The organism is Luteibacter sp. UNCMF331Sha3.1 (assembly GCF_900109915.1).
GTDB lineage: Bacteria > Pseudomonadota > Gammaproteobacteria > Xanthomonadales > Rhodanobacteraceae > Luteibacter.
Window position 1 is genome coordinate 1,217,508 of record NZ_FOBU01000001.1, and the last position, 24,866, is coordinate 1,242,373.

Consider the following 24,866-nt stretch of genomic DNA (forward strand, 5'->3'; position numbering starts at 1 on the left):
GGCACGCTACCGGCCGACCTCGGAACCTCTGCCAGGGAACTGCGATGAACAAGCCACCGGTCGTCCTCGTCACCGGCGCCGCGCGGCGGGTCGGCGCCGTCATCGTCCGGACGCTGCACGCCGCGGGCTGCGACGTGGCGATCCACTACCATCGCTCGGCCGACGAAGCGCGAGCCCTCGCCGCCGAGCTGGACGCCACGCGCCCCGGCAGCGCGGCCACCTTCGCCGGCGCGCTCGGCGACGCGGACGTTCCCTCGCGCCTGGTCGACGACGTCGTGGCCCGTTTCGGCCGCCTCGACGGACTGGTCAACAACGCATCGTCGTTCTACCCCACCCCGATCGGCACCGCGACGGCGCAACAATGGGACGACCTCTTCGCCGCCAACGCACGTGCGCCGTTCTTCCTGGCGCAGGCCGCCGCGCCCGCGTTGCGGACGAATGGGGGAAGCATCGTCAACATCGTGGACATCTACGCCGAGCGACCGCTAGCGCAGCATCCGATCTATTCGATGGCGAAAGCGGCCCTGTGGATGCTGACGCAGTCGCTCGCGAAGGATCTCGCGCCCGATGTACGCGTCAACGCGGTCGCGCCGGGCGCCATTCTCTGGCCCGCCTCGGGCAAGCCGGAAGAAGCCGCCGAAGCGCTCATCGCGAAAACGCCGCTGGCTCGCAAGGGCGAACCAGCGGACGTCGCGGAAGCCGTGCGGTGGTTGCTGCTCGATGCGAGCTACACCACCGGGCAGCTCGTCCGCGTGGACGGCGGACGAGCCCTTTCAATCTGATCAGTTCTTCGGGCGGAACGCCGATTCGATCAGTGCGACGTCGAAACCGCGACCCGGATCGCCTTCTTCCGTGTAGCGGTAGAGCGCGGCGGAATACACGCCGTGCATCGCCGTCTGGAACAGGCTGAGCGCGATCAGCGCGACGACCGCCACGACGCCGACCGCGACCATCAGTGCGAACGACTGCGTGCTCGCGGCGAGGAAGAACAGCACCGCGCTGACGAAGATCAGGCAGAACGTCAGGACGCCGCCGGCGAGACCGATGCCCGCGTTGCCGATCAGGTTCTCGCCCCAGGTCTTTTTCAGCAGCGACGCGCTGCGCTTCACCGCGTCGACCGGGCCGACGTCCTGCGCGGCGAGCACTGGCACGACGAGGAAGGTCGCGACCGTCCAGCCGAAACCGAGCAGGCCGACGACGATGCGGCCGATCAGGCCGAAGCGCTCCTGCAACGCACGCAGGATCATGCCGACGGTCGCCGCGATCAGCGCATAACCGACGATGTTCGGCAGTTTCGACCACGCGGCGCGCATGCCGTCGCCGAGCGTGGGATCGCCACCGTCCAGGCGGATCAGCGCCGCCGACGCGAGGGCGACGTTGAAGAAGATCACCACGCCGTACTGCACGACGTAGAACAGGAAGCTCACCAGCATGAACATCGGCGACGCGTGGTGCCGCTGGCCTTCGAAGTCGGCCTGGTGCGTGGCGATGAGCGTCCAGACCGGCCAGGCGAACGTGGCGACGACGATCAGCGATGCCAGGCCTGCCAGCAGCGGAAAGAGCATCAGCTCCTTGTCCTGGCGGAGAATGTTGGCGCTGGCTTTCATCAACGCCCAGCTGCGTCCGAACTTGCCCATTTCCGTGTGCCCCTGTTGGTCCGATGTGGCAGGCGTTTTAGCATCTTGCCGGATGGGGTGCTACTGGAAGAAGTCCGGCACGATCGAGCGGGTGCAGGCCTCGTCGACGGCGAGCGGTTCCGACGCCGCCGGGAAGGCCGCCCAGAGTTCGGCCATCGTGCGGCCGTCCACGGGATGCCGCAGCCCGGGCGCGATGTCCGCCATCGGCTTCAACACGAAGGCATGGCGCAGTTCGCCGCGCGGCAGTTCGAGGTGGCCTTCGCCACTCAGCACCAGGTCGTCGTAGAGCACGATGTCGACATCGAGCGTGCGGCTGGCGTAGCGCTCACCGCCGCGCACGCGGCCGTGACGATCTTCCAGCGCATGGAGCCAGTCGTTGAGCGCCTGGGGGTCCAGATCGCTGTCGAGCCCCACGGCGAGGTTGAGGAAGTCCGGGCCGTCGAAACCGACGGCCGCGCTGCGGTAGACCGGCGAGATCGCAAGCGGGCCGAAGCGGGCCCGCAGCTCGGCCACGGCGACCGCCAGCCAGTGTTCCGCATCGACGTTCGAGCCGAGACTCAGCCAGGCGCGTCCCATGTCAGACCACCGCCACGTCGGGCCGGCGCAGCGCCGCGACGCCTTCGCGCACGTCGCCGCCCGATGGCTGCTGGAACGGCCGCAGGCCGAACGCCGGAAGAATGGCGATGAGGTGATCGAAGATGTCGCCCTGGATGCGCTCGTAGTCGAGCCAGACCACCGTGTTGGTAAAACAGTAGACCTCGAGCGGAATCCCCTGCGGCCCCGGATCGCGCATGCGCACCATGCGGGTCATCGTGTCGTGCACGTCGGGGTGCGCTTTCAGATAGGCCTCGGCATACGCGCGGAACGCACCGATGTTGGTCTGCCGCCGGCGGTTCACCGGCAGCTTGCCCGGCTCGCCCAGCGCCTCGTTCCAGCGGCGGATATCCTCGCGCTTGCGCTCCAGGTAGGCCTTGAGCAGCACCATCTCGCCGAAACGCTCGATCTCGGCGTCTTCGAGGAAGCGCACGCATGCCGCGTCGACGAAGAGCTCTCGCTTGATGCGCCTGCCGCCGGATTCGGCCATGCCTCGCCAGTTCTGGAACGACTCCGAGATCAGCTTCCAGGTAGGCACCGTGACGATCGTCCGATCGAAGTTGCGCACCTTGACCGTGTGCAGCGTGATGTCGATGACGTCGCCATCCACGCCTGCCGACGTCATGGTGATCCAGTCGCCCACCCGGAGCATGTCGTTGGTGCTCAGCTGGATCCCGGCGACGAATCCGAGGATCGTGTCCTTGAAGACGAGCAGCAGCACGGCGGACATCGCACCGATGCCCGACAGCAGCAGGCCGATGCTCTGGTGCGTGAGCTTGGTGATGACCAGCACGAACGCGACGATCCACAGCGCCATCTGCAGCAGCTGCACCACGCCCTTGATCGAGCGCTTGCCTGCGGGCGTGGCGCTGTAGAGCGATTCGAACGCAAGCAACGCGCGCCCCATCGCCGCGATCGCACAGACGATGATCCAGCACACGGCGAGATTGCGCACGAGCGTGACCATCGCATCGTCGACGGGCAGCAGCAACGCGATGCCGTAATACACGACGATGGCCGGGAGCATCCGCGCCATCCAGCGGAACGCGCCGAATTCGTAGAGGGCGTCGTCCCAGCGCCAGCTCGTGTGGCGGGTCGCCGCGCGCACCACGCGATGCAGGAAGAGACGGCCCAGCAGGCCGACGAGCCATGCGATGACGAGCAGTCCCGCCACCAGCACGAGCCGGCGGAGTTCCGGCGACGAAATGGTGTCCTCGAACAGTGCCACCATGGTTTTCGCGTCGATCATTCCGGCCGCGTACCGCGCTCGATCCGCACGCCCACGGCACGGGCGCCGCGCACCGCGCCGGGTTTGGACAGCTTCAGGCGCACCCACGCGACGCCGAACTCGTCGCGCACGATCTCCGCGCAGCGCTCCGCCAGCGTTTCGACCAGGCCGAAGCTGGACGATTCCACATAGGCCTGCAGGCGCTTCGAGATCGACTTGTAGTTGAGGGTGTCGGCGATATCGTCGCTGGCGGCGGGTCGCCGGTTGTCGAACGCCATCTCGAGGTCGAAGGACAGCGTCTGCCGGATGCGGCGTTCCCAGTCGTAGATGCCGATGACCGCGTCGATGCGCAGGTCTTCGATGAAGACGATGTCCATGGAGGCGAGGCGATGAAGAGGGTCGTACAGGGTCCGTGACCGGGGGCGATTTCGCAAGCGCCCGGGCCCGGTGGGAGCCAGCCTGCTGGCGAAGAGTGCTTGCGGCAAGCACCCTCCGCCAGCGGGCGGGCTCCCACCATCAGGCCGCCGGCAGGGTTTCCAGGTTCCAGCGCGGATAAACCTGGATCGTCTCGTCCTGATGCTGGCCCGAGGCAAGCCGGATGGCGCCGGCGAGGGCGATCATGGCCCCGTTGTCCGTGCAGAACGCCAGGCGCGGGAAATAAACGCGGAACCCGTCGGCCTGCCCCGCCTGCGCGAGTTGCTCGCGCAGGCGCTTGTTCGCGCCCACGCCGCCGGCGATCACCAGTCGCCTGGCGCCGGCGGCCCCCAGCGCGCGGCGGCACTTGATCGCCAGGGTGTCGACGATGGCTTCCTCGAAACCGCGGGCGATATCGGCACGGGTCTGGTCGGTCTTGTCCGATGCCTGCCAGGCCAGCAGGACCTGCGTCTTCAGGCCCGAAAAGCTGAAATCCAGACCGGGGCGATCGACCATCGGTCGCGAGAAGCGGAAGCGCCCGGGCGTGCCCTGCTCCGCCAGCTTCGCCAGTGCCGGGCCACCGGGATAGGGCAATCCCATGAGCTTGGCCGTCTTGTCGAAGGCCTCGCCCGCCGCGTCGTCGAGCGTGTCGCCGAGGATGCGGTATTGCCCGATGGCCTTGACCTCCACGAGCATCGAATGGCCACCGGACACGAGCAGCGCCACGAACGGGGGCTCCGGCGGATCGTCCTCCAGCAGGGGCGCCAGCAGATGCCCTTCCATGTGGTGCACGCCGATGGCCGGCACGCCGAGCGCCCAGGCCATGGCCCGGGCGGCCGAGGCCCCGACCAGCAGCGCGCCGACCAGACCCGGACCCGCCGTATAGGCCACGCCCCCGAGGTCGGCGGGTGTCATGCCGGCATCCTTCAGGGCTTCCCGGACGAGCGGCAACAGCTTTCGGACGTGATCGCGGCTGGCCAGCTCGGGCACCACGCCGCCGTACTCCGCGTGCAGGGCGATCTGGCTGAACAAGGCATGGGAAAGCAGCCCGCGACCCGGCTTCTCGGGGTCCCAGCGGAGCAGCGCCACGCCCGTTTCGTCACAGGACGTTTCCACGCCTAACACGGGCTTTGAATTTTTCATTTCGATCACGTTATAATCCACGGCTCACCCGGTTTCACGGGTCAGTTTAAACAAGTGGAGTTTCCATGCCGAGCGTTAAAGTCCGCGAGAACGAGCCGTTTGAGCTTGCCCTTCGCCGCTTCAAGCGTACGTGCGAGAAGGCTGGCGTGCTGGCCGAAACGCGCAAGCGCGAATTTTACGAAAAGCCGACCCAGGAGCGTAAGCGCAAGCGCGCTGCTGCTGTGAAGCGCCACCTGCGCCGTCTGTCCCGCGACACGACGCGCCGGACCCGCATGTACTGATGCACCCGCCGGCCTTCGGGTCGGCATGGTGTCGCGGCTGGCGTGCCAACGCCGCTGCCGCGTTCAGGCGGAAATCCCGAGCCGGCTTTGCCGAAAGGCGAAGCCGGCTTTTCGTCGTCCCGGAGAAAATAGCATGAGCCTCAAGGCAAAGATCACCGAAGACATGAAGGCCGCCATGAAGGGCGGCGAAAAGGACCGCCTGGCCGTCATCCGCCTGGTCCAGGCCCAGATCAAGCAGCGCGAGGTCGACGAACGCATCGAACTGGACGACGCCCAGGTGCTGGCCGTCATGGAGAAGATGCAGAAGCAGCGCCGCGACTCCATCGAGCAGTACGACAAGGCCGGTCGCGACGACCTGGCCGCCATCGAGCGTTACGAGATGGGGATCATCGACGGCTACCTGCCGGCCAAGCTGTCCGAGTCCGAACTGGATGCCGTGATCGCCGACGCCATCGCCGAGACCGGCGCCACTTCGGCCCGCGACATGGGCAAGGTCGTGGCGCTGATCAAGGAAAAGGCCGCCGGCCGCGCCGACATGGCGGCGGTGGCGGGCAAGGTGAAGGCGAAGCTGGGTTAACCACGGGCTCCTGAAGCCTTCCGGCGGGAGACAACCTGCTGGCGATGGGTGCTCGCGGCAAGCACCCATCGCCAGCAGGCTGGCTCCCACCCGCGCATTCACGACTTTCCCACGTTCGCGTCAGCATCCTCCACCACGCGACTGGCGGGCGTTCCACCGGCGCCGACGGAGGAATCCCATGCTCAAGTACGCCATCATCTTCGGCCTGATCGCTCTGGTCACCGGCGCCCTCGGCTTCAGCCGCGTCTCGGGCATCGCCGCGACGATCGCCAAGGTCTGCTTCGCCATCTTCCTGATCCTCTTCGTGATCGCGATCCTCGCCGTCATCGGCGTCTTCCACATGGCGTTCTGACGGACTCCATACGGAAGCGGATGCGTGGCATCCTAGGGGGCTCATGCGTGGCCGTATCCCCGACAATTTCATCGATGAGCTGCTGACCCGCGTCGACATCGTCGACGTGATCGAGCGACGCGTCCCGCTGAAAAAGGCGGGACGCGAATGGACGGCCTGCTGCCCGTTCCACAACGAGCGGTCGCCGTCGTTCTACGTCAGCCCGCAAAAGCAGTTCTTCCACTGTTTCGGCTGCGGCGCGCACGGCAGCGCGATCAAGTTCATCATGGACTACGATCGCCTCGAATTTCCCGACGCCATCGAGGAACTGGCCCAGTCCGCCGGGCTCAAGGTGCCGTACGAAGGCGGGCGCGACGACAAGCCGCGCGAAGACCGCAGCGATCTCTACACCCTGCTCGACGAGGCCGCCAGCTTCTATCAGCGCGAGCTCGGCAATAGCCCCGAGGCCACCGCGTACGTCGACCGCCGGGGGCTGGACGACGAGATCGTCAAACGCTTCCGTATCGGCTGGGCGCCCGCGGGTTTCGACGGCGTCCTGAAGGCGCTCGGTACCACCGATCGCCGGCGGCAGCTGCTCAACGACGCCGGCATGGTCGCCAGCAACGAGCGCGGCAACCGCTACGACCGGTTTCGCGAGCGCGTCATGTTCCCGATCCTCGACCGGCGAGGCCGGGTGATCGCCTTCGGCGGTCGCGTCCTGTCGTCGGAGCAGAGTCCGAAATACCTCAACTCCCCGGAGACCCCCCTGTTCCACAAGGGCCGGGAGCTCTTCGCCCTGTGGCAGGTGAAGCAGGCGCACCAGACCCTGACCCGGATCATGGTGGTCGAGGGCTACATGGACGTCATCGCCCTCCATCAGGCCGGCCTGCCGATCGCCGTGGCCACGCTCGGCACGGCGACGACACCGGAGCACGCCGAGGTCCTCTTCCGCGCGGCCCCCGACGTCTATTTCTGCTTCGATGGCGACCGCGCGGGCCGACAGGCCGCGTGGCGGGCGCTGGAGTCGATCCTGCCGCGCATGCGCGACGGTCGCCAGGCCCATTTCCTCTTCCTGCCCGACGGCGAGGACCCGGATACGCTGGTACGCAAGGAAGGCAAGGAGGGCTTCGAGAAGCGCATGAAGGAATCGATGCCGATGTCCGAGTACTTCTTCGAAGAACTCGCGCGCGACGTCGACATCACCCGCATCGATGGCCGTGCGCGCCTCGCCGAGCGGGCCCGGCCGCTGATCGCGCGCCTTCCCGACGGCGCATTCCGCGATCTGATGGGCCAGGAGCTGCAGCGCCGCACCGGCGCCCGCGCGCTGGACGCCGAACCGGACGCCCCGGCCCAGCGACAGGCGCAGGGGCGGCCGGCCAACGTGCAGCGCAGCCTGGTGCGCAGCGCCATCACGCTGCTGCTCGCGCAGCCCGCGCTGGCGGACGAGGTCGAGCCGCCGTATGCCTTCCTTCGTCTCGACCGCCCCGGTGTCGGCCTGCTGGCGGAGCTCGTGGACGTGGCACGCGCCCGGCCGGGCATCAATCCCGCCGTGCTCGTCGAGCACTTCCTCGACCGGCCGGAGTACGCCTCGCTGCAGAAGCTGATGGCGGCGGAGGTGATCGGCGAGGCCGACATGCAGCGGGTGGAGTTCCTCGACGCCCTGGCCCAGATGCAGCGGCAGGCCATCACGCAGCGGCGCGAATATCTCATCGCCCGCAGCCGCGAAGGCGTGCTCGACGATACCGAGAAGGCCGAGCTGCGCGTCCTGCTGGCCGCACGCGCGGCACCGGCCCCGGCGGACGGCGAATGATGCGCCGCACCGCTCGCGTAACGCGATCCATGGGATCATCCCGCCTTCGTACCTCCAAGGGACCGGCCCCAGCCGGCTTCGCGCGCCACTGATGGATCTGCTCAACGACCTCGTCGATTTTTTCGGAAGAAACGGCTACCTCGCCGTCTTCTTCGCGCTGATGCTCTGCGGCGCGGGCATTCCCCTGCCCGAAGACATCACGCTCGTGGCCGGCGGCATCATCACGGGCCTTGGCTACGGCGACGTCCACACGATGGTCGGCGTCGGCATGGCGGGCGTCCTGGTGGGCGATTCGACCATGTTCCTCCTCGGGCGGCACTTCGGCGGACGCATCATGAGCTGGCGCTTCGTCGCCCGCCTGCTGACGCCCGAACGCTACGCGAAGGTGCAGGAGAAATTCGAGCGGTACGGCAACCGCATGATGTTCGTGGCGCGCTTCCTCCCCGGCATGCGTACCGCCGTCTTCATCACCGCGGGCGCCACGCACCGCGTCGGTTTCTTCCGTTTCCTGCTGCTCGATGGCCTCGCCGCCGCGATCAGCGTGCCGCTATGGGTGTACCTGGGCTATTTCGGCGCCCACAACCACGAGTGGCTGGCCATGTGGATCCACCGCGGCCAGACGGGCATGTGGCTCGCCATCGGCGGCGCGGTGCTCGGCATCGCGGTGTTGTGGTGGCGACGCAAGCGCGCGGCTCGGGATTGCGGCTGAACAGCTTTGGCTCCCACCCGAGCTATTTGGGCGCTGCCAGCTCCGACATCAGCCAGTCGCGGAAGATCGACGTCTCGTCGCGATCCGCCGCGTCGCGCGAGATCGCCAGGTAATAGGTGTGCTGAAGCGACGTCGGCAGGCTGAACGGCTCGACCAGCCGCCCTGCCGCGAGGTCGTAGGCCACCAGCAGGTCCTGCGCCAGCGCCACGCCCTGCCCTTCGATGGCCGCCTGCAACATCATCGTGCCGTCGCCGAACCCCATTTCGCGCGAGACCGCGCCCGGCTCGACGCCCGCGCGTTCGAACCATTGGTCCCAGCTCACGGCGGCGGCGGCCCGCCGGCCCGGGCGTTCGTGCAGCAGCATCTGGGCGGCGAGGTCGGAAGGCCCGTGCAGCTGGCCCGACAGCGCGGGTGCGCACACCGGGCTATAGCCGCTGATCGCGAGGATCGACTGCTCCACCCCCTCGACGACCCGATCGTCGATCGACAGGTCCCAGCCCGCGTCGTCGTTGCCGTCGGTCACCACCTCGACGGCGATGGACGGGTGGCGCGCGAAGAAGCGGAAGAGTCGGGGGACCAGCCACTTCGTGCCGAACGTCGGCGGCACCGAGACCCGCAGCGACGCGTCGCGCTGCCCCATCACCTGGTCGGTCGCTTGCTGCAGTGCACGAAAAGCGTCGCGAATGCGGGGAAAATAATTCTCGCCGGCGGCCGTCAGCGACAGGCGATTGTTGCTACGCACAAACAGCGGCGTGCCGAGATACGCCTCCAGCGATTTGACCTGAGCACTGACCGCGGCGGCCGTCAGCGAGAGTTCTTCGCCGGCCTTGGTGAAGCTCCTGTGCTGCGCTGCAAGCTCGAACACGCGCACGGCGTTGAGGGGTAACGAGCGCTTCATTGCGGACTCATTCAAAAAAACTTGGGGAAACCCCGAAGAATTTCTAGTTTGCCTGCCTTGTCGGGTCACGCCAAGAATCCGGAGCGCTTTCGAACGGACCATCGATGAACATCCTCACCATCGACACCGGCACCACCAATTCGCGCGTCACCGTCTGGAAGGACGGCGACGTCGTCGGGCAGGCCGCGCGCCAGGTCGGCGTGCGGGACACCGCGATCACTGGCAGCAAGGCGAAGCTGGAGGAAGGCGTCCGCGAGACGATCGCCGACGCGCTGGCCGACGCCGGGCTCGAGAGGGGCGACATCGGCCGCGTCCTCGCTTCCGGCATGATCACGTCGAACGTCGGGCTCTGTGAAATTCCGCACGTGCCCGCCGCCGCCGGCCTGGCCGACCTCGCCGGCGCGATGCGCGAAAGCCTCACCAACGTCTGGCACGAGCCCATCTGGTTCGTGCCCGGCGTGCGCAACGCCGTCGACCACATCGGCCTGCACAACTGCGAGGCGATGGACATGATGCGCGGCGAAGAGGTCGAGTCGTTCGCCCTCGTCGAGCGCCTCGGCATCGCCGAGCCCACGGTCATCGTGCTGCCGGGCTCGCATTCCAAATTCGTCAGCATCGACGGGAAACAGCGCATCGAAGGCTGCGTGACGACGCTCGCCGGCGAACTGCTGCACGTGATTTCGCACGACACGATCCTCGCAGGCTCCCTGAAAGAGGGCTTCGCGAAGGAGATCGATACCGACATGCTCCTGGCAGGCGCGAACTCGTCGAAGCGGATCGGACTCGGCCGCGCGTGCTTCAGCGTGCGCATCCTCGACCAGTTCGCGGTGTACGACGCGAACGCACGTGCCAATTTCCTGCTCGGCGCCGTGCTCGGCTCCGACCTGCTGACGCTGAAGAACTCCAGCGCCATCCGCATGAGTCCCGGCACCCGCTTCGTCATCAGCGGCAAGCGCATCCTTCGCGAAGCCATCGCGCGACTGGTGCAGGGCGACGACTTTTTCTCCGGCACCGTCACGGTGCTGGACGACGACGACCAGCGCGACCTCGCGGGTTACGGCGCCATCGCCGTCGCCCGCCAGCGCGGCCTGATCGACTGACCCGACCTCTCGAGGAGTGACCGCATGAAGAACAAGATCGCCCTTGGCCTGAAAGTGCTCGCACTGGCCCTGACGCTCTCCGCCTGCTCGTCGGGTGGCAACGATCAGGTGAAGATCGGCTTCGTCGTGAAGCAGCCCGAAGAACCCTGGTTCCAGGACGAATGGAAGTACGCCGAACAGGCGGCGAAGGAGAAGGGCTTCACGCTGGTGAAGATCGGTGCGCCCGACGGCGGCCAGGTCCTCACCGCCATCGACAACCTGAAGTCGCAGCATGCGCAGGGTTTCGTGATCTGCACGCCCGACGTGAAGCTCGGGCCGTCCATCGTCGCCAAGGCGAAGGCCGACGGCCTGAAACTGATGACGGTCGACGACCGTCTCGTCGACGGTTCCGGCAACCCCATCGAATCCGTACCGCACATGGGCATCTCGGCGACGAAGATCGGCGAGCAGGTCGGCCAGGCGATCGCCGACGAAATGAAGAAGCGCGGCTGGAACCCGGAAGAGACCGGCGCGCTGCGCATCTCCTACGACCAGCTGCCGACGGCGAAGGACCGCACGGACGGCGCCATCGCGGCGCTGACCGCCGCGGGCTTCCCCACCGCGAACATCATCAACGCGCCGGAAGCCAAGACGGATACCGAGAACGCGTTCAACGCCGCGAACATCGCGATCACCCAGAATCCGAAGTACAAGCACTGGGTCGCCTTCGGCCTCAACGACGAAGCGGTGCTCGGCGCGGTGCGCGCCGCCGAAGGTCGTGGCTTCCGCGCGGCCGACATGATCGGCGTCGGTATCGGCGGCAGCAAGTCGGCGCTCAACGAATTCGCCAAGGGCGAAGCGACGGGTTTCTTCGGCAGCGTGCTGATCAGCCCGAAGCGTCACGGCTACGAGACGTCGGTCAACATGTACGAGTGGATCAAGAACGGCAAGGCACCGCCGCCGCTCACCCTGACCACGGGTCAGCTGATCACGAAGGAAAACTCGGCCGACGTGCGTAAGGAAATGGGGCTCTGACGATGATCGACGTTCCGCGCCTCGAGTTCCGCCACATCGGGAAGACCTTTCCCGGCGTGCGCGCGCTCGCCGACGTCGGCTTCCAGGTGCGGGCCGGCAGCGTGCACGGCCTGCTCGGCGAGAACGGCGCGGGCAAGTCGACGATGATGAAGATCCTCGGCGGGGAGTACATCCCCGACGAAGGCGAGGTCGCCATCGACGGCCAGCCGATGAACTTCCGCAAGGCCGCCGACGCGATCGACGCCGGCGTGGCGGTGATCCACCAGGAGCTCCAGTACGTCCCCGAACTCTCGGTGATGGAAAACCTCCTGCTCGGTCGCCTGCCCACCCGTTTCGGCCTCGTCGACCGCCGCAAGGCCCTCGCCTGGACGCGCCAGCGCCTCGACGCGCTCGGTGTCGACCTCGATCCGCGCGCGAAGCTGAAGCAGCTCTCGATCGGCCAGCGTCAGATGGTCGAGATCGTCAAGGCCATCCTGCGCGATGCGACGATCCTCGCACTGGACGAACCCACGAGCTCGTTGTCGCATCGCGAGACCGACGTGCTGTTCCGCCTCGTGCGCGACCTGCGTGCGCAGGGCAAGGCGATGATCTACATCTCGCATCGCCTCGACGAGATCTTCGAACTCTGCGATGCCGCGACCATCTTCCGCGACGGCCGCAAGGTGGCGGATTTCGAGACGCTGGAAGGCGTCACGCGCGACACGCTCGTGGAGCGCATGGTCGGCCGCGACATCGGCGACATCTGGGGCTACAAGCCGCGCGAGCACGGCGACATCCGGCTCTCGGTGAAGGGTGTCTCGGGCCGGGCCGTGCCGCAGCCCGTCAGCTTCGACGTGAAGGCCGGCGAAATCGTCGGTTTCTTCGGCCTCGTGGGCGCGGGACGCTCGGAGATCATGCGCGTGATCTATGGCGCCGACCGTCGCCTCACCGGCGACGTCGCCGTCGACGGCAAGCCGGTGAAGGCCTCGCACATCCGCGACGCGATCCGGCATGGCCTGGTGCTATGCCCGGAAGACCGAAAGGAAGACGGCATCATCGGCGTGCGCTCGGTCGCCGAGAACATCAACATCAGCGCGCGCCGGAATCACCTCACCGCGGGGCTGTTCGTCAACGACGCCGTCGAAGCGAAGACCGCCGACGGCTTCATCGAGCGCCTGCGCATCCGCACGCCGCACCGGCGCCAGGAGATCCGTCTGCTCTCGGGCGGCAACCAGCAGAAGGCCGTGCTCTCGCGCTGGCTCGCGGAGAAAGACCTCCGCGTGCTGATCGTCGACGAGCCCACGCGCGGCATCGACGTCGGCGCCAAGAACGAGATCTACAACGTGCTTTACGAGCTTGCCGGCCGCGGCGTCGCCGTGGTGATGATCTCGAGCGAACTGCCGGAAGTCCTCGGCGTGTCCGATCGCGTCATCGCCATGTGCCGCGGCCGCATCGTCGCCCAGTTCGCCCGTGGCGAAGCGAACGAGACCAACGTGCTCGCCGCCGCCCTTCCCGAAGGCGCCAGCGCCACCCCCACGCCTGCCGAGTAAGACATCCCATGACCGAGTCCAACGCCGCCGCCATCGGCGCCACCCGCGACACCCCGGCCACACGACGCCGCGCCCTGCTGTGGCATGTCGTCGACGACTACAGCCTGATCCTCATCTTCGTGGCGCTGTTCGCCGTGCTGAGCGCATCGGTGCAGTACTTCTTCTCGTGGGACAACATGGTCGGCCTGCTGCTGTCCGTGTCGCAGATCGGCATGGTCTCGTGCACCATGATGTTCTGCCTCGCCTCGCGCGACTTCGATCTCTCGGTCGGGTCCATCGTCGCGTTCGCCGGCGTTTTCTGCGCGATCGTGGCCAATGCCACCGGCAGCGTGACGATCGGCATCGCCGCCAGCCTGGCGGCCGGTGCCTTCGTCGGCTTCGTCAACGGCGCGGTCATCGCCAAGCTCAAGATCAACGCGCTGATCACCACGCTGGCCACGATGGAGATCGTGCGCGGCCTCGCGTTCATCAGCTCGCACGGCCAGGCGGTCGGCGTCACCAACGAGGCCTTCTTCGCGCTTGGCAGCGCATCGGTGCTCGGTCTGCCCGTGCCGGTCTGGGTCACGCTCGCCTGTTTCGCCGTGTTCGGCGTGCTGCTGAACAAGACGATCTACGGGCGCAATACCCTCGCCATCGGCGGAAACCCGGACGCCTCGCGCCTGGCCGGCGTCGCCGTGGACCGCGTGCGCATCGCCATCTTCCTCATCCAGGGCGTGGTCGCCGCGCTGGCAGGCATCATCCTCGCCTCGCGCATGACCAGCGGCCAGCCGAACGCCGGCGAAGGTTTCGAGCTCAACGTGATCTCGGCGTGCGTGCTGGGCGGCGTGTCGCTGATGGGCGGCCGCGCGAGCATCAGCGGCGTGATCGTCGGCGTCCTCATCATGGGCACCGTGCAGAACGCGATGAGCCTGATGAACATCGACGCCTTCTACCAGTACCTCGTCCGTGGCACGATCCTGCTGATCGCCGTGCTGGTCGACCAGCTCAAGAACCGCAGGCAGGCCCGCTGATGACCGAATCGTTCAAACCCCTCTCCGACCAGCGCCAGGCCCACGCCGAGGGCGTGATCTGGGACGATCTGAAAGGCGTGGTCCGCTGGACCGACATCGCCACGTCGATGCTCTACGCCTACGACCCGAACACGGGCCACGTGACGGGGCAGAAGCTGGGTGCGCGCGTCTGCTGTTTCGCGCTCACGCACGAAGCCGGCGTGCTGTTGCTGGCGATGGAGAAACAGGTTGCCCGGTTCGACACGGCGACGGAGGAACTGAAGGTGCTCGCGGATATCGAGCCCGACCTTCCCGGCACCCGCGCCAACGACGGCCGATGCGACCGCCACGGCAACCTCGTGTTCGGCACACTGAACGAGCGGGGCCCCGAGAAGATCGCGTCGTTCTGGCGTTACACGCACGACGGCCGCCTCGAGCGCCTCGCCTTGCCCAAGGCCGCCATCACGAACAGCATCTGCTTCAGCCCCGATGGCGGCACGATGTATTTCACCGATTCGCCGACGGCGCAGATCATGGCCTGCGATTACGACGGCGTGACCGGCGCGATCGACAGGATCCGGCTCTTCGCGCAACTCGACGCGGGTAACGAGCCGGACGGCTCGACCATCGACGCCGAGGGCTTCCTGTGGAACGCCGAATGGGGCGCGTCGCGCGTCGTGCGCTACGCGCCCGACGGCAGCGTCGACGCCATCGTCAACCTGCCCGCGCGGCAACCCAGCTGCGTGAGCTTCGCCGGACCGGAACTCGATCGGATGGTCATCACCTCTGCCAACAAGTACATCGACGAAGCGGCGATGACGCCGGACGACGGTGCCATCTTCATCGGTACGCCGCCGCGCGGACGCGGACTTCCGGAAGCCCGTTACGGCCACGGGGCACGCCGATGAGCGCCGCGACGAAGGGCGACCCGCGCACCACGCCCCTGCCCCGCCTCGCGGGCAAGGTGGCCGTCGTCACCGGCGCGACGCAGGGCATCGGCGCGGCGTGCGCGAAGCTGTTCGCGGCCCATGGCGCGTCCGTGGTGCTCAACGTCCTCGAAGACAACGCGCAGGCGCGCCAGACGCTGGCCGATCTGAACACCGACAAGGCGATGCTCTTCCAGGCGGACGTCACCGACCCGCAGGCGATCCAGCGCATGGTCGACGCCGCGACCGAGCGGTTCGGCGCGCCCGACGTCCTGGTGAACAACGCGGGCATCAACGTGTTCAACGATCCGCTGTCGCTGAGCGACGACGAGTGGACCCGCTGTTTCGAGGTCGACCTCAAGGGCGCGTGGAACTGCGCCAAAGCCGTGCTGCCGGGCATGCTCGGCCTCGGTCGCGGCAGCATCGTCAACATCGCGTCCGTGCACGGGCACAAGATCATCCCGCACTGCTTTCCGTACCCGGTGGCCAAGCACGGACTGATCGGCCTGACGAAGGCCCTGGGCATCGAATACGCCGCCCGCGGCGTGCGCGTGAATTCGATCTCGCCGGGGCTGGTGCTCACCGCGATCGCGGAGGCCGGCTTCGCGTCGGCGCCGGATCCCGAAGCCGAGCGCCGCAAGCAGACCGAGATCCTGCCGAACAAGCGCATCGGCGAGCCGGAGGAGATCGCGTACACCGCGCTGTTCCTCGCCTCCGACGAAGCCCGCTACATCAACGCCGCCGACATCCGCATCGACGGCGGCCGCTCCCAGCTCTACCACGAGTGACGCCCATGGCCTGGCCGACCGCCCTTCCCCTCGTCGCGATCCTGCGCGGCATCACGCCCGACGATGCCGTCGCCCATGTCGAGGCGCTGATCGCCGAGGGCTTCGACGCGATCGAGATCCCGCTGAACTCGCCGGACTGGCGCAAGAGCATTCCGCTCGCCGTGCAGGCGGCGGGCGATCGCGCGCTGGTCGGCGCGGGCACGGTGCTCACGCCCGAGCTCGTCGACGAGGTGGCCGACCTGGGCGGGCACCTGCTGGTGACGCCGAACACCGACCCGGCCGTCGTCCGTCAGGGCATCAAGCGCGGCATGTACGCGTCCATCGGCTTCGCCACGCCCAGCGAGGCCTTCGTGGCGCTCGCGGCCGGGGCGCAGTCGCTGAAGCTGTTTCCGGCGGCCAACCTCGGCCCCGGCTACATCCGGTCGATCCGCGCGGTGTTGCCCCCCGACGTGCCCCTGCTGGCGGTCGGCGGCGTGACCCCCGACAATCTGGGTCAGTACCTCGACGCCGGCTGCATCGGCGCGGGACTCGGCAGCGATCTCTACAAACCCGGTCAATCGGTCGCGCGCACGCGCGAGCGCGCCGCCGCCTTCGTCAAAGCCTATCGCTCGGTCTGAACATGAAAGTCACCCGGATCACCACGTACCGTGTCCCTCCCCGCTGGATGTTCCTCAAGATGGAGACCGACGAAGGCATCGTCGGCTGGGGCGAACCGGTCGTCGAAGGCCGCGCGCGCACCGTCGAGGCTGCCGTGCACGAGCTCTCGGAGTTCGTGATCGGCACGGATCCGGCGCGCATCAACGACATCTGGCAGACGATGTACCGCGGCGGCTTCTACCGCGGCGGCGCGGTGTTCATGAGCGCGATGGCCGGCATCGACCAGGCGCTCTGGGACATCAAGGGCAAGACGCTCGGCGCGCCGGTCTACGAACTGCTCGGTGGCCGCGTCCGCGACCGCATGAAGACCTACTGCTGGGTGGGTGGCGATCGTCCCGCCGACGTCATCGCGCAGATCCGCGACCGCCTCGCGCACGGCTTCGACACGTTCAAGATGAACGGGTGCGAGGAGATGGGCATCATCGGTTCGAGCAAGGCCGTCGATGCCGCGGTGGCACGTGTCGCGGAGATCCGCGAAGCGTTCGGCAACACCATCGAATTCGGCCTCGACTTCCACGGCCGCGTGTCCGCGCCGATGGCCAAGGTGCTGGTGAAGGAGCTCGAGCCGTACCGCCCGCTGTTCATCGAGGAACCCGTGCTCGCCGAACAGGCGGAGTACTACCCGCGCATCGCCGCGCAGACGTCGATTCCGATCGCGGCGGGCGAGCGCATGTATTCCCGTTACGAGTTCAAGCACGTGCTCGAACGCGGCGGCATCTCGATCATCCAGCCCGACCTCTCGCACGCCGGCGGCATCACGGAGTGCGTGAAGCTCGCCGCGATGGCGGAAGCGTACGACGTCGCCTTCGCGCCGCATTGCCCGCTGGGCCCCATCGCGCTGGCGTCGTGCCTGCACGTCGACTTCGTCGCGTGGAACGCGACGCTGCAGGAACAGAGCATGGGCATCCACTACAACCGTGGCGGCGAAGTGCTGGATTACGTCGTGAACAAGGAAGCGCTGAAGCTCGACGACGGCGGCTACGCGCATCCATTCACCGGTCCGGGCCTCGGTATCGAGGTGAACGAGGAGCTCGTGATCGAACGCAGCCGCGAGGTCGCCGACTGGCGCAACCCGCTATGGCGGCACCCGGACGGGTCGGTCGCGGAGTGGTAAGCGTCACCCGCCGTCGATGACTCGCACGTCGCCGGGTGCGAGCCCGGCGATCGTGTAAGGGCCTATCGATTCGCGGATCAATCGCAACGTCGGCAGCCCTACCGCGGCGGTCATGCGGCGCACCTGCCGGTTGCGGCCTTCCCTGAGCACGATACGCAGCCACGCGTCCGGCACCGTCTTGCGGAAGCGCACGGGCGGATCGCGGGGCCACAGCCAGCCCGGTTCGGCGATCGCTTCGACCTGCGCGGGCAACGTGGGTCCGTCCTTCAGCATGACGCCGCGACGGAGCCGGTCGAGGGCCACCTCCGTGGGCGTGCCCTCGACCTGCACCACATAGGTCTTCGGCTGTTTGTGCTTCGGATCCGCCAGCCGGTGCTGCAACCGGCCGTCGTCGGTGAGCAGCAGCAGGCCCTCGCTGTCGTGATCCAGCCGCCCTGCCGCGTAGACGCCTTTCTGCGCGACGAAGTCGGCCAGCGTGGGCCGGCCGGCTTCGTCGGTGAACTGGCAGAGCACCCCGAAGGGTTTGTTCAACGCGAGGAGCACTTACTTGGTTGCAGCGGGCTTCACGAAACGCAGCGTCATGCGGTCGGATTCGCCGATCGCCATGTACTTCGCCTTGTCCTGATCCTTGAGTTCGAGCACCGGCGGCAGCGTCCACACGCCCTTCGGGTGGTCGTGGTTGTCCTTCGGATTGGCATTGACCTCGCTCTGGCCGTCGAGTCTGAAGCCCGCGTCGGTAGCCAGCTTGATCACGTAGTCGGTCGGCAGGTAGCCCGTGTTCACCACGTCGTCCACCTTCTTGCCCTTGTCGGCACGATGGTCTTCGACGCCCAGCACGCCGCCCGGCTTGAGCACCTTGAAGAACGCCTTGAACATCGCATCGGCGGTGCCGTCGGCGGCCCAGTTGTGCACGTTGCGGAACGTCAGCACCATGTCCGCCGAATTGGCGGGACCGAGGTTCGGCACCTTGTGATCGAACTCGCGGATCTCGGCGAGCTTGTACTGGGCCGGCTTGTCCGCGAACTTGTTGCGCATCGCCGTCACGCCCTTCGAGCCCTTCTCGATGGCCGCGACGTAGTGACCGTTCGGGTTGAGGTACGGCGCGAGAATCTCGGTGTACCAGCCGCCCGAGGGATAGATCTCGATCACGGTCATGTCGGGACGGATGCCGAAGAACTTCAGCGTCTCCGCCGGGTGACGGTACGTGTCGCGCGCGGTGAACGCGGGCGTGCGCCACGGGCCGGCCACGGCCTTGTCGATCAGGGCGGCGCTGGCGGTGCTCGCGCTGGCCGGCGCGGGCGGAGCGGCAGGCTGGTCGGCCTGGAAGGCCTCCGCGCCACACGACACGGCGAGACCGATCACACTGGCGATGATGAATTTCTTCATGGCGCTACCGAAGGGTTAGGGTGGTGGGCCGGAAGGCTAGCACGACCCGTTACGACGGACCCATCCACGGCAACCTTCTTCGGGCATCATCGACGCGTCCCCCGAAAGGCATCCCCATGCATTCGTTTCCCCTCCGCCCCGTGGCCGCGGCCGTCCTCGCGTTGCTCTCCACAGCGGTCGCCGCCCAGCAGACGCCGCTCGCCCCCGTCGTGGTCACCGCGACCCGCAGCGCGCAGTCGCCGTACGACATCCCCGCCGCCATCGATGTCGCGACCGTGCCGGCGGATGGCTCGCTCGACGTGAACCTGTCGGAACGCGTGCAGGCGATCCCCGGCATCGTCGTGCGGGACAGGCAGAACTACGCGCAGGACGCGCAGGTGTCGATCCGCGGTTTCGGGGCGCGATCGACGTTCGGCATCCGCGGCATCCGTCTGTACACCGACGGGATCCCCGCCACCATGCCCGACGGACAGGGCCAGGTGTCGCACTTCAACCTGGATGCCGCGGATCGCGTGGAGGTGCTGCGTGGGCCGTTCTCCGCGCTCTACGGCAACGCGTCCGGCGGCGTGGTGCAGATCTTCACCGCCGACGGCACCGAACCGCCCGAAGTGCGCTTCGGCGTGGCGGGCGGCAGCAACGGCAACCTGCGTGCCTCGGTCAACGCCCGCGGTGTCGACGGTCCGGTCGACTACAACCTCGACGCGACGCATTTCCGCACCAGCGGTTACCGCGACCACAGCGCGGCGCGGCGCGAGTCGGGCAACGCGAAGCTTGGCTGGAAGATCGACGACGACGCGAAGCTCACGCTCGTGCTCAACGCGCTCGACGTCCCCGACGCCCAGGACCCGCTCGGTCTCACGCGCGCGCAGTACAGGGCCGATCCACGCCAGGTCGCCGCCGTGGCGGATACGTTCGATACGCGCAAGTCCGTCGACCAGCGCCAGGCCGGCCTCGTCTACGACCAGCGCGTCGACGAGGCGAACAGCCTGCGCGTCATGGGATACTACGGCAGGCGCGACGTGCTGCAGTACCTGTCGATCCCCGTGGCGACGCAGGCGTCGCAGCCCGGCAATTCGGGCGGCGTGGTCGACCTGGGCAGCGAATACGGCGGTGGCGACGCGCGCTGGACGTGGCGCGACACCGTGGCCGGTCGTCCTTTCGAGGTCGCCGTCGGCATCGCGTACGACAACCAGTCGCAGCACCGCCAGGGGTTCAACAACTTCGCCGGAGCGACCCTCGGCGTGCGCGGCGACAAGCGGCGCGACGAGATCGATCGTGTGTTCGACGTCGATCAGTACGCGCAGGCCACGTGGCGCGTCGCCGACGACTGGACCCTGATGGGCGGCGCGCGACATAGCGACGTCCGCTTCCGCTCGTCGGACCGCTATGTCCGCGCAGGCAATCCCGACGACAGCGGCTCCGTCGCGTATGTCGCCACCACGCCCGTCTTCGGCGTGCTGTGGCGGGCGGCGCCGTGGCTGCATGCCTATGCGAACTGGGGACGCGGCTTCGAGACACCCACGTTCTCCGAGCTCGGTTACCGTGCCGACCGCGGCGCCGGACTCGCGTTCGACCTGAAGCCATCGCACTCGCGCAACGCGGAGATCGGCCTCAAGCTGCATCCCTCCGGGCGCATGCAGGCCGGTATCGCGCTCTACCGCGCGGACAGCGACGACGAACTCGCCGTGGCTACCAACCTGGGTGGCCGCACGACGTACCAGAACATCGCGAGCTCGCGGCGCCAGGGCGTCGAGCTATCGTTCGAGGGCGAGGTCGCGCCAAACCTGCGTCTCGTCGCGGCGTACACGCGCATGCAGGCGAGCTTCCGGTCGCCGTTCCTGACCTGCGTGTCCGCGGGGTGCGCGGCACCGGATACGCCCGTCGCCGCCGGAACGCGCATCCCCGGCGTGCCCCGATCGACCGGCTACGCGGCACTGAAGTACGGCGGCGATCGCGCATGGCAGGCCGGCGTCGACGTGAGTGCGTCGGGCTCGACCTCCGTCAACGACCTCGGCACGGCGTCCGCGCCGGGCTATGCGCTGTTCGGTGTGTCCGGCGGCTACGTGTTCGACGAAGGCCCGTGGCGCGTGAACACCTTCGCCCGTGTCGACAATCTCGCCGACCGGCACGTGATCGGGTCGGTGATCGTCAACGACGGGAATGCGCGGTACTACGAGCCGGCACCGGGGCGGACCTATCTGGTGGGCATGGATATCCGCTGGAAGTAGACGGCTTTTTCCTGTGAAAGCGGGCGGCGCCACCCTTCGCCCGCGAGTTGGGGATCCGCTATCCGGAAATGGCCAGGCGCTCCGAGCGGTACATCAGCGCCGTGCCCCACACCGCGAGGACCGCGGCGACCAGGCCGCCGCCAAGGCAGAGCGCGATCTGCCAGCCGGCCATGCCGTCGCCGCGCAGCAGCTGCACGATGCCGAGGTTCTGGCCCAGCAGCGGTACCGCGTACATCCATGGCTCGGCGCGAATGGCGACGACCGAAAGCAGCGCGCTCGGCAGCACGGGCACGATCATCAGGATCGACAGGTAGGTCTGCGCTTCGCGGTAACTCTTGGCGAATGCCGACACAAGCGACTGCAGCGCGGCCAGCAACACGATGAGCGGCAGCATCAGCAACACCACCTGCGATGCGAAGCGCCAGCCCAGATCGAGTGCGATGCCGATCTTCTCCGTGGGGATGAACCACGGTGCCGTGGCGAACGCCGCCATGCTCAGCAGCAGGCTGACCAGCGAGAACGTGCAGATGGCGCCGAGCTTTCCGGCGAGGATCTGCCAGCGGGGCACGGGGTTGACGAACAAGGGCTCCAGCGACTGGCGCTCACGCTCGCCGGCGGTCAGGTCGATGGCGAGGTACATGCCGCCGAGGAACACCGTCAGCACGAAGAAGTACGGCAGGAACGAGAACATCAGCGCGGAGCGCGACTGCGACGTCGCCTGATCGCGGTAAGCCACCTGCACCGGCCATGCCGTGGTCGGCGAAAGGCCGCGCGCGATGAGCCGCATCGCGCCCTCGCGCCGGCCGTAGCCTTCCACGAGACTGCGAACGCGGGAGACTGGAGCGGCCGCGTCGCGCCGCGACGAATCGAAGATCAGCTCGACCTGCACCGCCTGCCCTTTCTCCCAGGCTTTCGCATAGTCCGGCGAGATGCGCACGACGACGTCGGTTCGCTGTTCGCGCACCGCGATCTCGGGGTCGTCGATCCCCGGCGCGGCGTCGATGCTCGCGCTCTTCATCGCAGCCACGAGGTTGGGCGCCAGCGCCGCGCCGATCACCGGCACGGACAACGGCTGGTCGGTCTTCGCGAGCTCCCTGTTCACGATGACGTTCATCAGCGTGATGAACATCACGGGGCCCAGCAGCGGCCCCGTGATCAGCGCGTTGATCAACGTGCGGCGGTCGCGGAGGTTCTCGCGCACTTCCTTCCAGTAGACGGCGGAAAAGGCGTTCATGCGGCCAGTCCCTCGTCCGTCCCGATGATCTTCACGAAGGCGTCCTCGAGCGTGGTCTCTCCGGTCTGCGCGAGCAGGGCGGCGGGTGGCGCGTCGGCCACCACGCGACCGTGCGCGATCACGACGATGCGATCGCAGAGCGCGGCGACCTCCTGCATGATGTGGCTGGAAAAGAGCACGCACCGGCCCTCGTCGCGCAGCTGACCCATGAATCGGCGCATGGCGCGCGTGGCCATGACGTCGAGGCCATTCGTCGGCTCGTCGAGCAACACGTTGCGCGGATCGTGGACCAGCGCCCGCGCGATCCCCGTCTTCACGCGCTGGCCCTGCGAGAATCCTTCCGTGCGTCGCGTGGCGATGTCGCGCATGTCCAACGCGTCGATCAGCGCTTCACGGCGTTCGCGCAGCAGCGCTTCCGGCATGCCGTGCAGGCGGCCGAAGTAATCGATGTTCTCGCTGGCGGTGAGCCGTTTGTAGAGGCCGCGCGCGTCGGGCAGCACGCCGAGCCGGCGTCGCACGGCGGACGGGTCCGCGCTCGCGTCGAGGCCATCGACCAGCACCTGGCCGGTGTCCGGCGTCATCAGCGTGTAGAGCATGCGCAGCGTCGTGGTCTTGCCGGCGCCGTTCGGTCCGAGCAGGCCGGTGATCTCGCCGTCGCGCGCGGTGAAGCTCACGCCGTTGACGGCGCGCACGTCGCCGAACGATTTATGCAGATCCTTCACCTCGATCATGGCGTGGCTCCGTTGAATCCGGTGAAGACAGGCAAGGGACCGAGCCGGTCGAGGCAACTCGCGTCGAGGCCCTTCGCGTCGGCGTCGTCGATGAAGCGTTCGAGCAGGCGCGGCATGCAGCCGCGCGCCACCACGCTGTGGCCCTGCCCCTTCAGCACCAGGTGCCGACCGTTCGGCAGACCCCTGACCACGTCGTCGCCGTAGCGCGGCGGCGTCACCGGGTCGAATTCGCCGGACATCAGCAGCGCCGGCACGTCGCTCTTCAACGGCTGGCGGAAGTCCGCGGGCCGCGCACCGCGGGGCCACACGGAGCACGCGGCCTTGATGACCCCGGTCATCGTGTCGCCGAGGATGGTGTCCTTGTCCTGCGGACGCGGCTGCATGAGATCGGCGTCCTCGGAACAGATCACCGAATACTGCATGCCGCCGTCCAGCGTGTCGCCCAGATCCCCGGTCAACTGCTTTGCCTGGCCCAGCAGCGGCCCGACATCGCCGTGCGCCGCGGCGTCGATCGACAGCGGAAGCAATGCGGCGGTCTCCGGCGAATACGCGAACATGCGCACCACGGTAGCCAGCGAGAACTCGCTGAGCACGCGCTGCACCGACGAGTAATCCAGCGGATCGCGGAACGTGACCTTGTGCGGGTTGGCGCGCAGCGCGTCGCGCAGCTGGTAGAGCGTCTGGTACGGATCGTTGAAGCGCTCGCGACACGCGGCGTTCTCGTGGCAACGCGCAAACTGCGCCTTGAGGGCGGCATCGAGGTTCACCGCGAAGTCGTCGCCCAGCACGAGTCCGTTCGGCACGATGCCGTCGAGGATCAGGGTGCGCACACCTTCCGGGTGCCGCATCGCGTATTGCTGCGCGACGCGCGTGCCGTACGAGACGCCGAACAGGTCGAACCCCGGCGATCCGAGCGCGCGCCGGACATCTTCCAGGTCGGCGACCGCGTCGGTCGTCGTGTAGAACCGGACGTCCGCCTCGCGGGAAAGCTGATCGAGGCACGTGCGCGTTTCGCGACGTATGGCTTCGGTATCGAAGGCGTGTGTCTCATCCGCGCCGCCCGCTTCGTCGTCGCGACAGCTGAGCGGATGCGATCCACCCGTGCCGCGCTGATCGAGCAACAGCACGTTGCGGTGCGCGAGCAACGGCGCCATCGCTCCGGCGATCGCGGGGTAGCTCTCGCCGGCGGACTGCCCCGGGCCACCCGCGATGAAGGCGACCATGTCGGTGGCCGGCACCTGCGCACTGCTGCGCACGACGGCGACGCGCAGGGTGATGTGGCGGCCCTTCGGGTGGGCACGATCCTCCGGCACGTCGAACGGCGCACACCAGGCCGGCGTCGACAGACCGGAGTGCGGCTGTGGCAGCTCGCAGGGCTTCAGTTCGAGCGTTCCAATGCGCCAGACGCGCGGCGGCGCGGGCTGGGTGGCGGCGAGCGGCGTCGATGCCTTCGTCGCCTTGCTCGCGTGGCCGTGCATCCACGGTCGCGCCGCGAAAACGGCGGTGACGATGGCGACGGCGATGGCGATCCGTGCTGCTCGTTTCATG

At 67.8% G+C, this 24,866-nt stretch carries 26 protein-coding genes; 15 read left to right on the forward strand and 11 right to left on the reverse strand.

Annotation, left to right across the window (positions count from 1 at the left end; translation table 11 throughout):
• The first annotated feature begins 44 nt into the window (after nt 1-44).
• Nucleotides 45-782, forward strand: coding sequence for a pteridine reductase (locus BMX32_RS05390; protein WP_029213730.1), 738 nt, complete (start codon nt 45-47; stop codon nt 780-782).
• Here the strand turns inward: BMX32_RS05390 and BMX32_RS05395 are convergent, their stop codons facing one another.
• The 5 genes from BMX32_RS05395 to tsaD all read right to left on the reverse strand — a co-directional run bounded on the left by BMX32_RS05395 (nt 783) and on the right by tsaD (nt 5,016).
• Nucleotides 783-1,637: a DUF6159 family protein gene (locus BMX32_RS05395; protein ID WP_089975391.1), complete on the reverse strand. Its 855-nt coding sequence runs from the start codon at nt 1,635-1,637 to the stop codon at nt 783-785. It lies immediately after the preceding gene.
• 60 nt (nt 1,638-1,697) lie between these two features.
• Nucleotides 1,698-2,213: a 2-amino-4-hydroxy-6-hydroxymethyldihydropteridine diphosphokinase gene (gene folK, locus BMX32_RS05400; RefSeq protein ID WP_049808704.1), complete on the reverse strand. Its 516-nt coding sequence runs from the start codon at nt 2,211-2,213 to the stop codon at nt 1,698-1,700.
• Between the two features lies 1 nt (nt 2,214).
• Complete coding sequence (locus BMX32_RS05405; RefSeq protein WP_244511422.1) at nt 2,215-3,480, reverse strand: mechanosensitive ion channel family protein; 1,266 nt, start codon at nt 3,478-3,480, stop codon at nt 2,215-2,217.
• Nucleotides 3,477-3,836: a dihydroneopterin aldolase gene (gene folB, locus BMX32_RS05410; RefSeq protein ID WP_029213733.1), complete on the reverse strand. Its 360-nt coding sequence runs from the start codon at nt 3,834-3,836 to the stop codon at nt 3,477-3,479. Before folB ends, BMX32_RS05405 begins: the two co-directional genes overlap by 4 nt.
• Before the next feature lie 139 nt (nt 3,837-3,975).
• Complete coding sequence (gene tsaD / locus BMX32_RS05415; protein WP_089976978.1) at nt 3,976-5,016, reverse strand: tRNA (adenosine(37)-N6)-threonylcarbamoyltransferase complex transferase subunit TsaD; 1,041 nt, start codon at nt 5,014-5,016, stop codon at nt 3,976-3,978.
• 65 nt (nt 5,017-5,081) lie between these two features.
• Here tsaD and rpsU point away from each other — a divergent pair, with 65 nt between their 5' ends.
• From rpsU to BMX32_RS05440, 5 genes are all read left to right on the forward strand, one after another.
• A complete protein-coding gene (gene rpsU / locus BMX32_RS05420; protein ID WP_029213735.1) occupies nt 5,082-5,297 on the forward strand; it encodes a 30S ribosomal protein S21 in 216 nt (71 codons plus the stop codon).
• Between the two features lie 133 nt (nt 5,298-5,430).
• Complete coding sequence (locus BMX32_RS05425; protein WP_029213736.1) at nt 5,431-5,874, forward strand: GatB/YqeY domain-containing protein; 444 nt, start codon at nt 5,431-5,433, stop codon at nt 5,872-5,874.
• A gap of 178 nt (nt 5,875-6,052) precedes the next feature.
• Entirely contained in the window at nt 6,053-6,226 is a 174-nt protein-coding gene (locus tag BMX32_RS05430; protein WP_029213737.1) for a DUF1328 domain-containing protein, read from the forward strand.
• A 43-nt stretch (nt 6,227-6,269) separates the two neighbouring features.
• Nucleotides 6,270-8,015 (forward strand): DNA primase, encoded by a 1,746-nt coding sequence (gene dnaG, locus BMX32_RS05435; protein WP_089975394.1) that lies wholly within the window; start codon nt 6,270-6,272, stop codon nt 8,013-8,015.
• A gap of 91 nt (nt 8,016-8,106) precedes the next feature.
• Nucleotides 8,107-8,724: a DedA family protein gene (locus BMX32_RS05440; protein ID WP_029213739.1), complete on the forward strand. Its 618-nt coding sequence runs from the start codon at nt 8,107-8,109 to the stop codon at nt 8,722-8,724.
• Between the two features lie 22 nt (nt 8,725-8,746).
• Here the strand turns inward: BMX32_RS05440 and BMX32_RS05445 are convergent, their stop codons facing one another.
• Nucleotides 8,747-9,622, reverse strand: a complete 876-nt coding sequence (locus BMX32_RS05445; RefSeq protein ID WP_089975397.1) for a LysR substrate-binding domain-containing protein — start codon at nt 9,620-9,622, stop codon at nt 8,747-8,749.
• Nucleotides 9,623-9,726: 104 nt separating this feature from the next.
• On the opposite strand from BMX32_RS05445, the gene BMX32_RS05450 reads away from it, so the two are divergent.
• The 8 genes from BMX32_RS05450 to dgoD are packed head-to-tail and all read left to right on the forward strand — an operon-like array spanning nt 9,727 to nt 17,739.
• Complete coding sequence (locus BMX32_RS05450) at nt 9,727-10,722, forward strand: 2-dehydro-3-deoxygalactonokinase (protein ID WP_089975399.1); 996 nt, start codon at nt 9,727-9,729, stop codon at nt 10,720-10,722.
• Nucleotides 10,723-10,746: 24 nt separating this feature from the next.
• Nucleotides 10,747-11,736 (forward strand): arabinose ABC transporter substrate-binding protein, encoded by a 990-nt coding sequence (locus tag BMX32_RS05455; RefSeq protein WP_089975402.1) that lies wholly within the window; start codon nt 10,747-10,749, stop codon nt 11,734-11,736.
• A 2-nt stretch (nt 11,737-11,738) separates the two neighbouring features.
• Nucleotides 11,739-13,265 carry an L-arabinose ABC transporter ATP-binding protein AraG gene (gene araG / locus BMX32_RS05460; RefSeq protein WP_089975404.1) on the forward strand — a complete coding sequence of 509 codons (1,527 nt, stop codon included), beginning with the start codon at nt 11,739-11,741 and terminating at the stop codon, nt 13,263-13,265.
• An 8-nt stretch (nt 13,266-13,273) separates the two neighbouring features.
• Nucleotides 13,274-14,275: an L-arabinose ABC transporter permease AraH gene (gene araH / locus BMX32_RS05465; RefSeq protein ID WP_029213744.1), complete on the forward strand. Its 1,002-nt coding sequence runs from the start codon at nt 13,274-13,276 to the stop codon at nt 14,273-14,275.
• Nucleotides 14,275-15,162, forward strand: a complete 888-nt coding sequence (locus BMX32_RS05470) for an SMP-30/gluconolactonase/LRE family protein (RefSeq protein ID WP_089975407.1) — start codon at nt 14,275-14,277, stop codon at nt 15,160-15,162. Before araH ends, BMX32_RS05470 begins: the two co-directional genes overlap by 1 nt.
• Nucleotides 15,159-15,968, forward strand: a complete 810-nt coding sequence (locus tag BMX32_RS05475) for an SDR family oxidoreductase (protein ID WP_049808706.1) — start codon at nt 15,159-15,161, stop codon at nt 15,966-15,968. The genes BMX32_RS05470 and BMX32_RS05475 overlap by 4 nt, the downstream gene beginning before the upstream one ends.
• Before the next feature lie 5 nt (nt 15,969-15,973).
• Nucleotides 15,974-16,585: a 2-dehydro-3-deoxy-6-phosphogalactonate aldolase gene (locus tag BMX32_RS05480; RefSeq protein ID WP_029213747.1), complete on the forward strand. Its 612-nt coding sequence runs from the start codon at nt 15,974-15,976 to the stop codon at nt 16,583-16,585.
• Between the two features lie 2 nt (nt 16,586-16,587).
• Complete coding sequence (dgoD, locus tag BMX32_RS05485; RefSeq protein ID WP_089975410.1) at nt 16,588-17,739, forward strand: galactonate dehydratase; 1,152 nt, start codon at nt 16,588-16,590, stop codon at nt 17,737-17,739.
• Nucleotides 17,740-17,742: 3 nt separating this feature from the next.
• Here the strand turns inward: dgoD and BMX32_RS05490 are convergent, their stop codons facing one another.
• The gene (locus tag BMX32_RS05490; RefSeq protein ID WP_089975413.1) at nt 17,743-18,282 is read right to left on the reverse strand and encodes a pseudouridine synthase; all 540 of its coding nucleotides are present in this window, start codon (nt 18,280-18,282) and stop codon (nt 17,743-17,745) included.
• On the reverse strand, nt 18,283-19,125 hold the full coding sequence (locus tag BMX32_RS05495; RefSeq protein WP_029213750.1) for a class I SAM-dependent methyltransferase: 843 nt from the start codon (nt 19,123-19,125) through the stop codon (nt 18,283-18,285).
• Between the two features lie 116 nt (nt 19,126-19,241).
• Between BMX32_RS05495 and BMX32_RS05500 the strand changes: the two genes are divergently transcribed.
• On the forward strand, nt 19,242-21,353 hold the full coding sequence (locus tag BMX32_RS05500; protein ID WP_089975416.1) for a TonB-dependent receptor family protein: 2,112 nt from the start codon (nt 19,242-19,244) through the stop codon (nt 21,351-21,353).
• Nucleotides 21,354-21,411: 58 nt separating this feature from the next.
• On the opposite strand, the gene BMX32_RS05505 is transcribed toward BMX32_RS05500, so the two are convergent.
• The 3 genes from BMX32_RS05505 to BMX32_RS05515 are packed head-to-tail and all read right to left on the reverse strand — an operon-like array spanning nt 21,412 to nt 24,865.
• A complete protein-coding gene (locus BMX32_RS05505; RefSeq protein WP_089975419.1) occupies nt 21,412-22,587 on the reverse strand; it encodes an ABC transporter permease in 1,176 nt (391 codons plus the stop codon).
• Entirely contained in the window at nt 22,584-23,318 is a 735-nt protein-coding gene (locus BMX32_RS05510) for an ABC transporter ATP-binding protein (protein ID WP_089975421.1), read from the reverse strand. The genes BMX32_RS05505 and BMX32_RS05510 overlap by 4 nt, the downstream gene beginning before the upstream one ends.
• Nucleotides 23,315-24,865, reverse strand: coding sequence for an alpha/beta hydrolase (locus tag BMX32_RS05515; RefSeq protein ID WP_089975423.1), 1,551 nt, complete (start codon nt 24,863-24,865; stop codon nt 23,315-23,317). The genes BMX32_RS05510 and BMX32_RS05515 overlap by 4 nt, the downstream gene beginning before the upstream one ends.
• Nucleotide 24,866 lies beyond the last annotated feature (1 nt).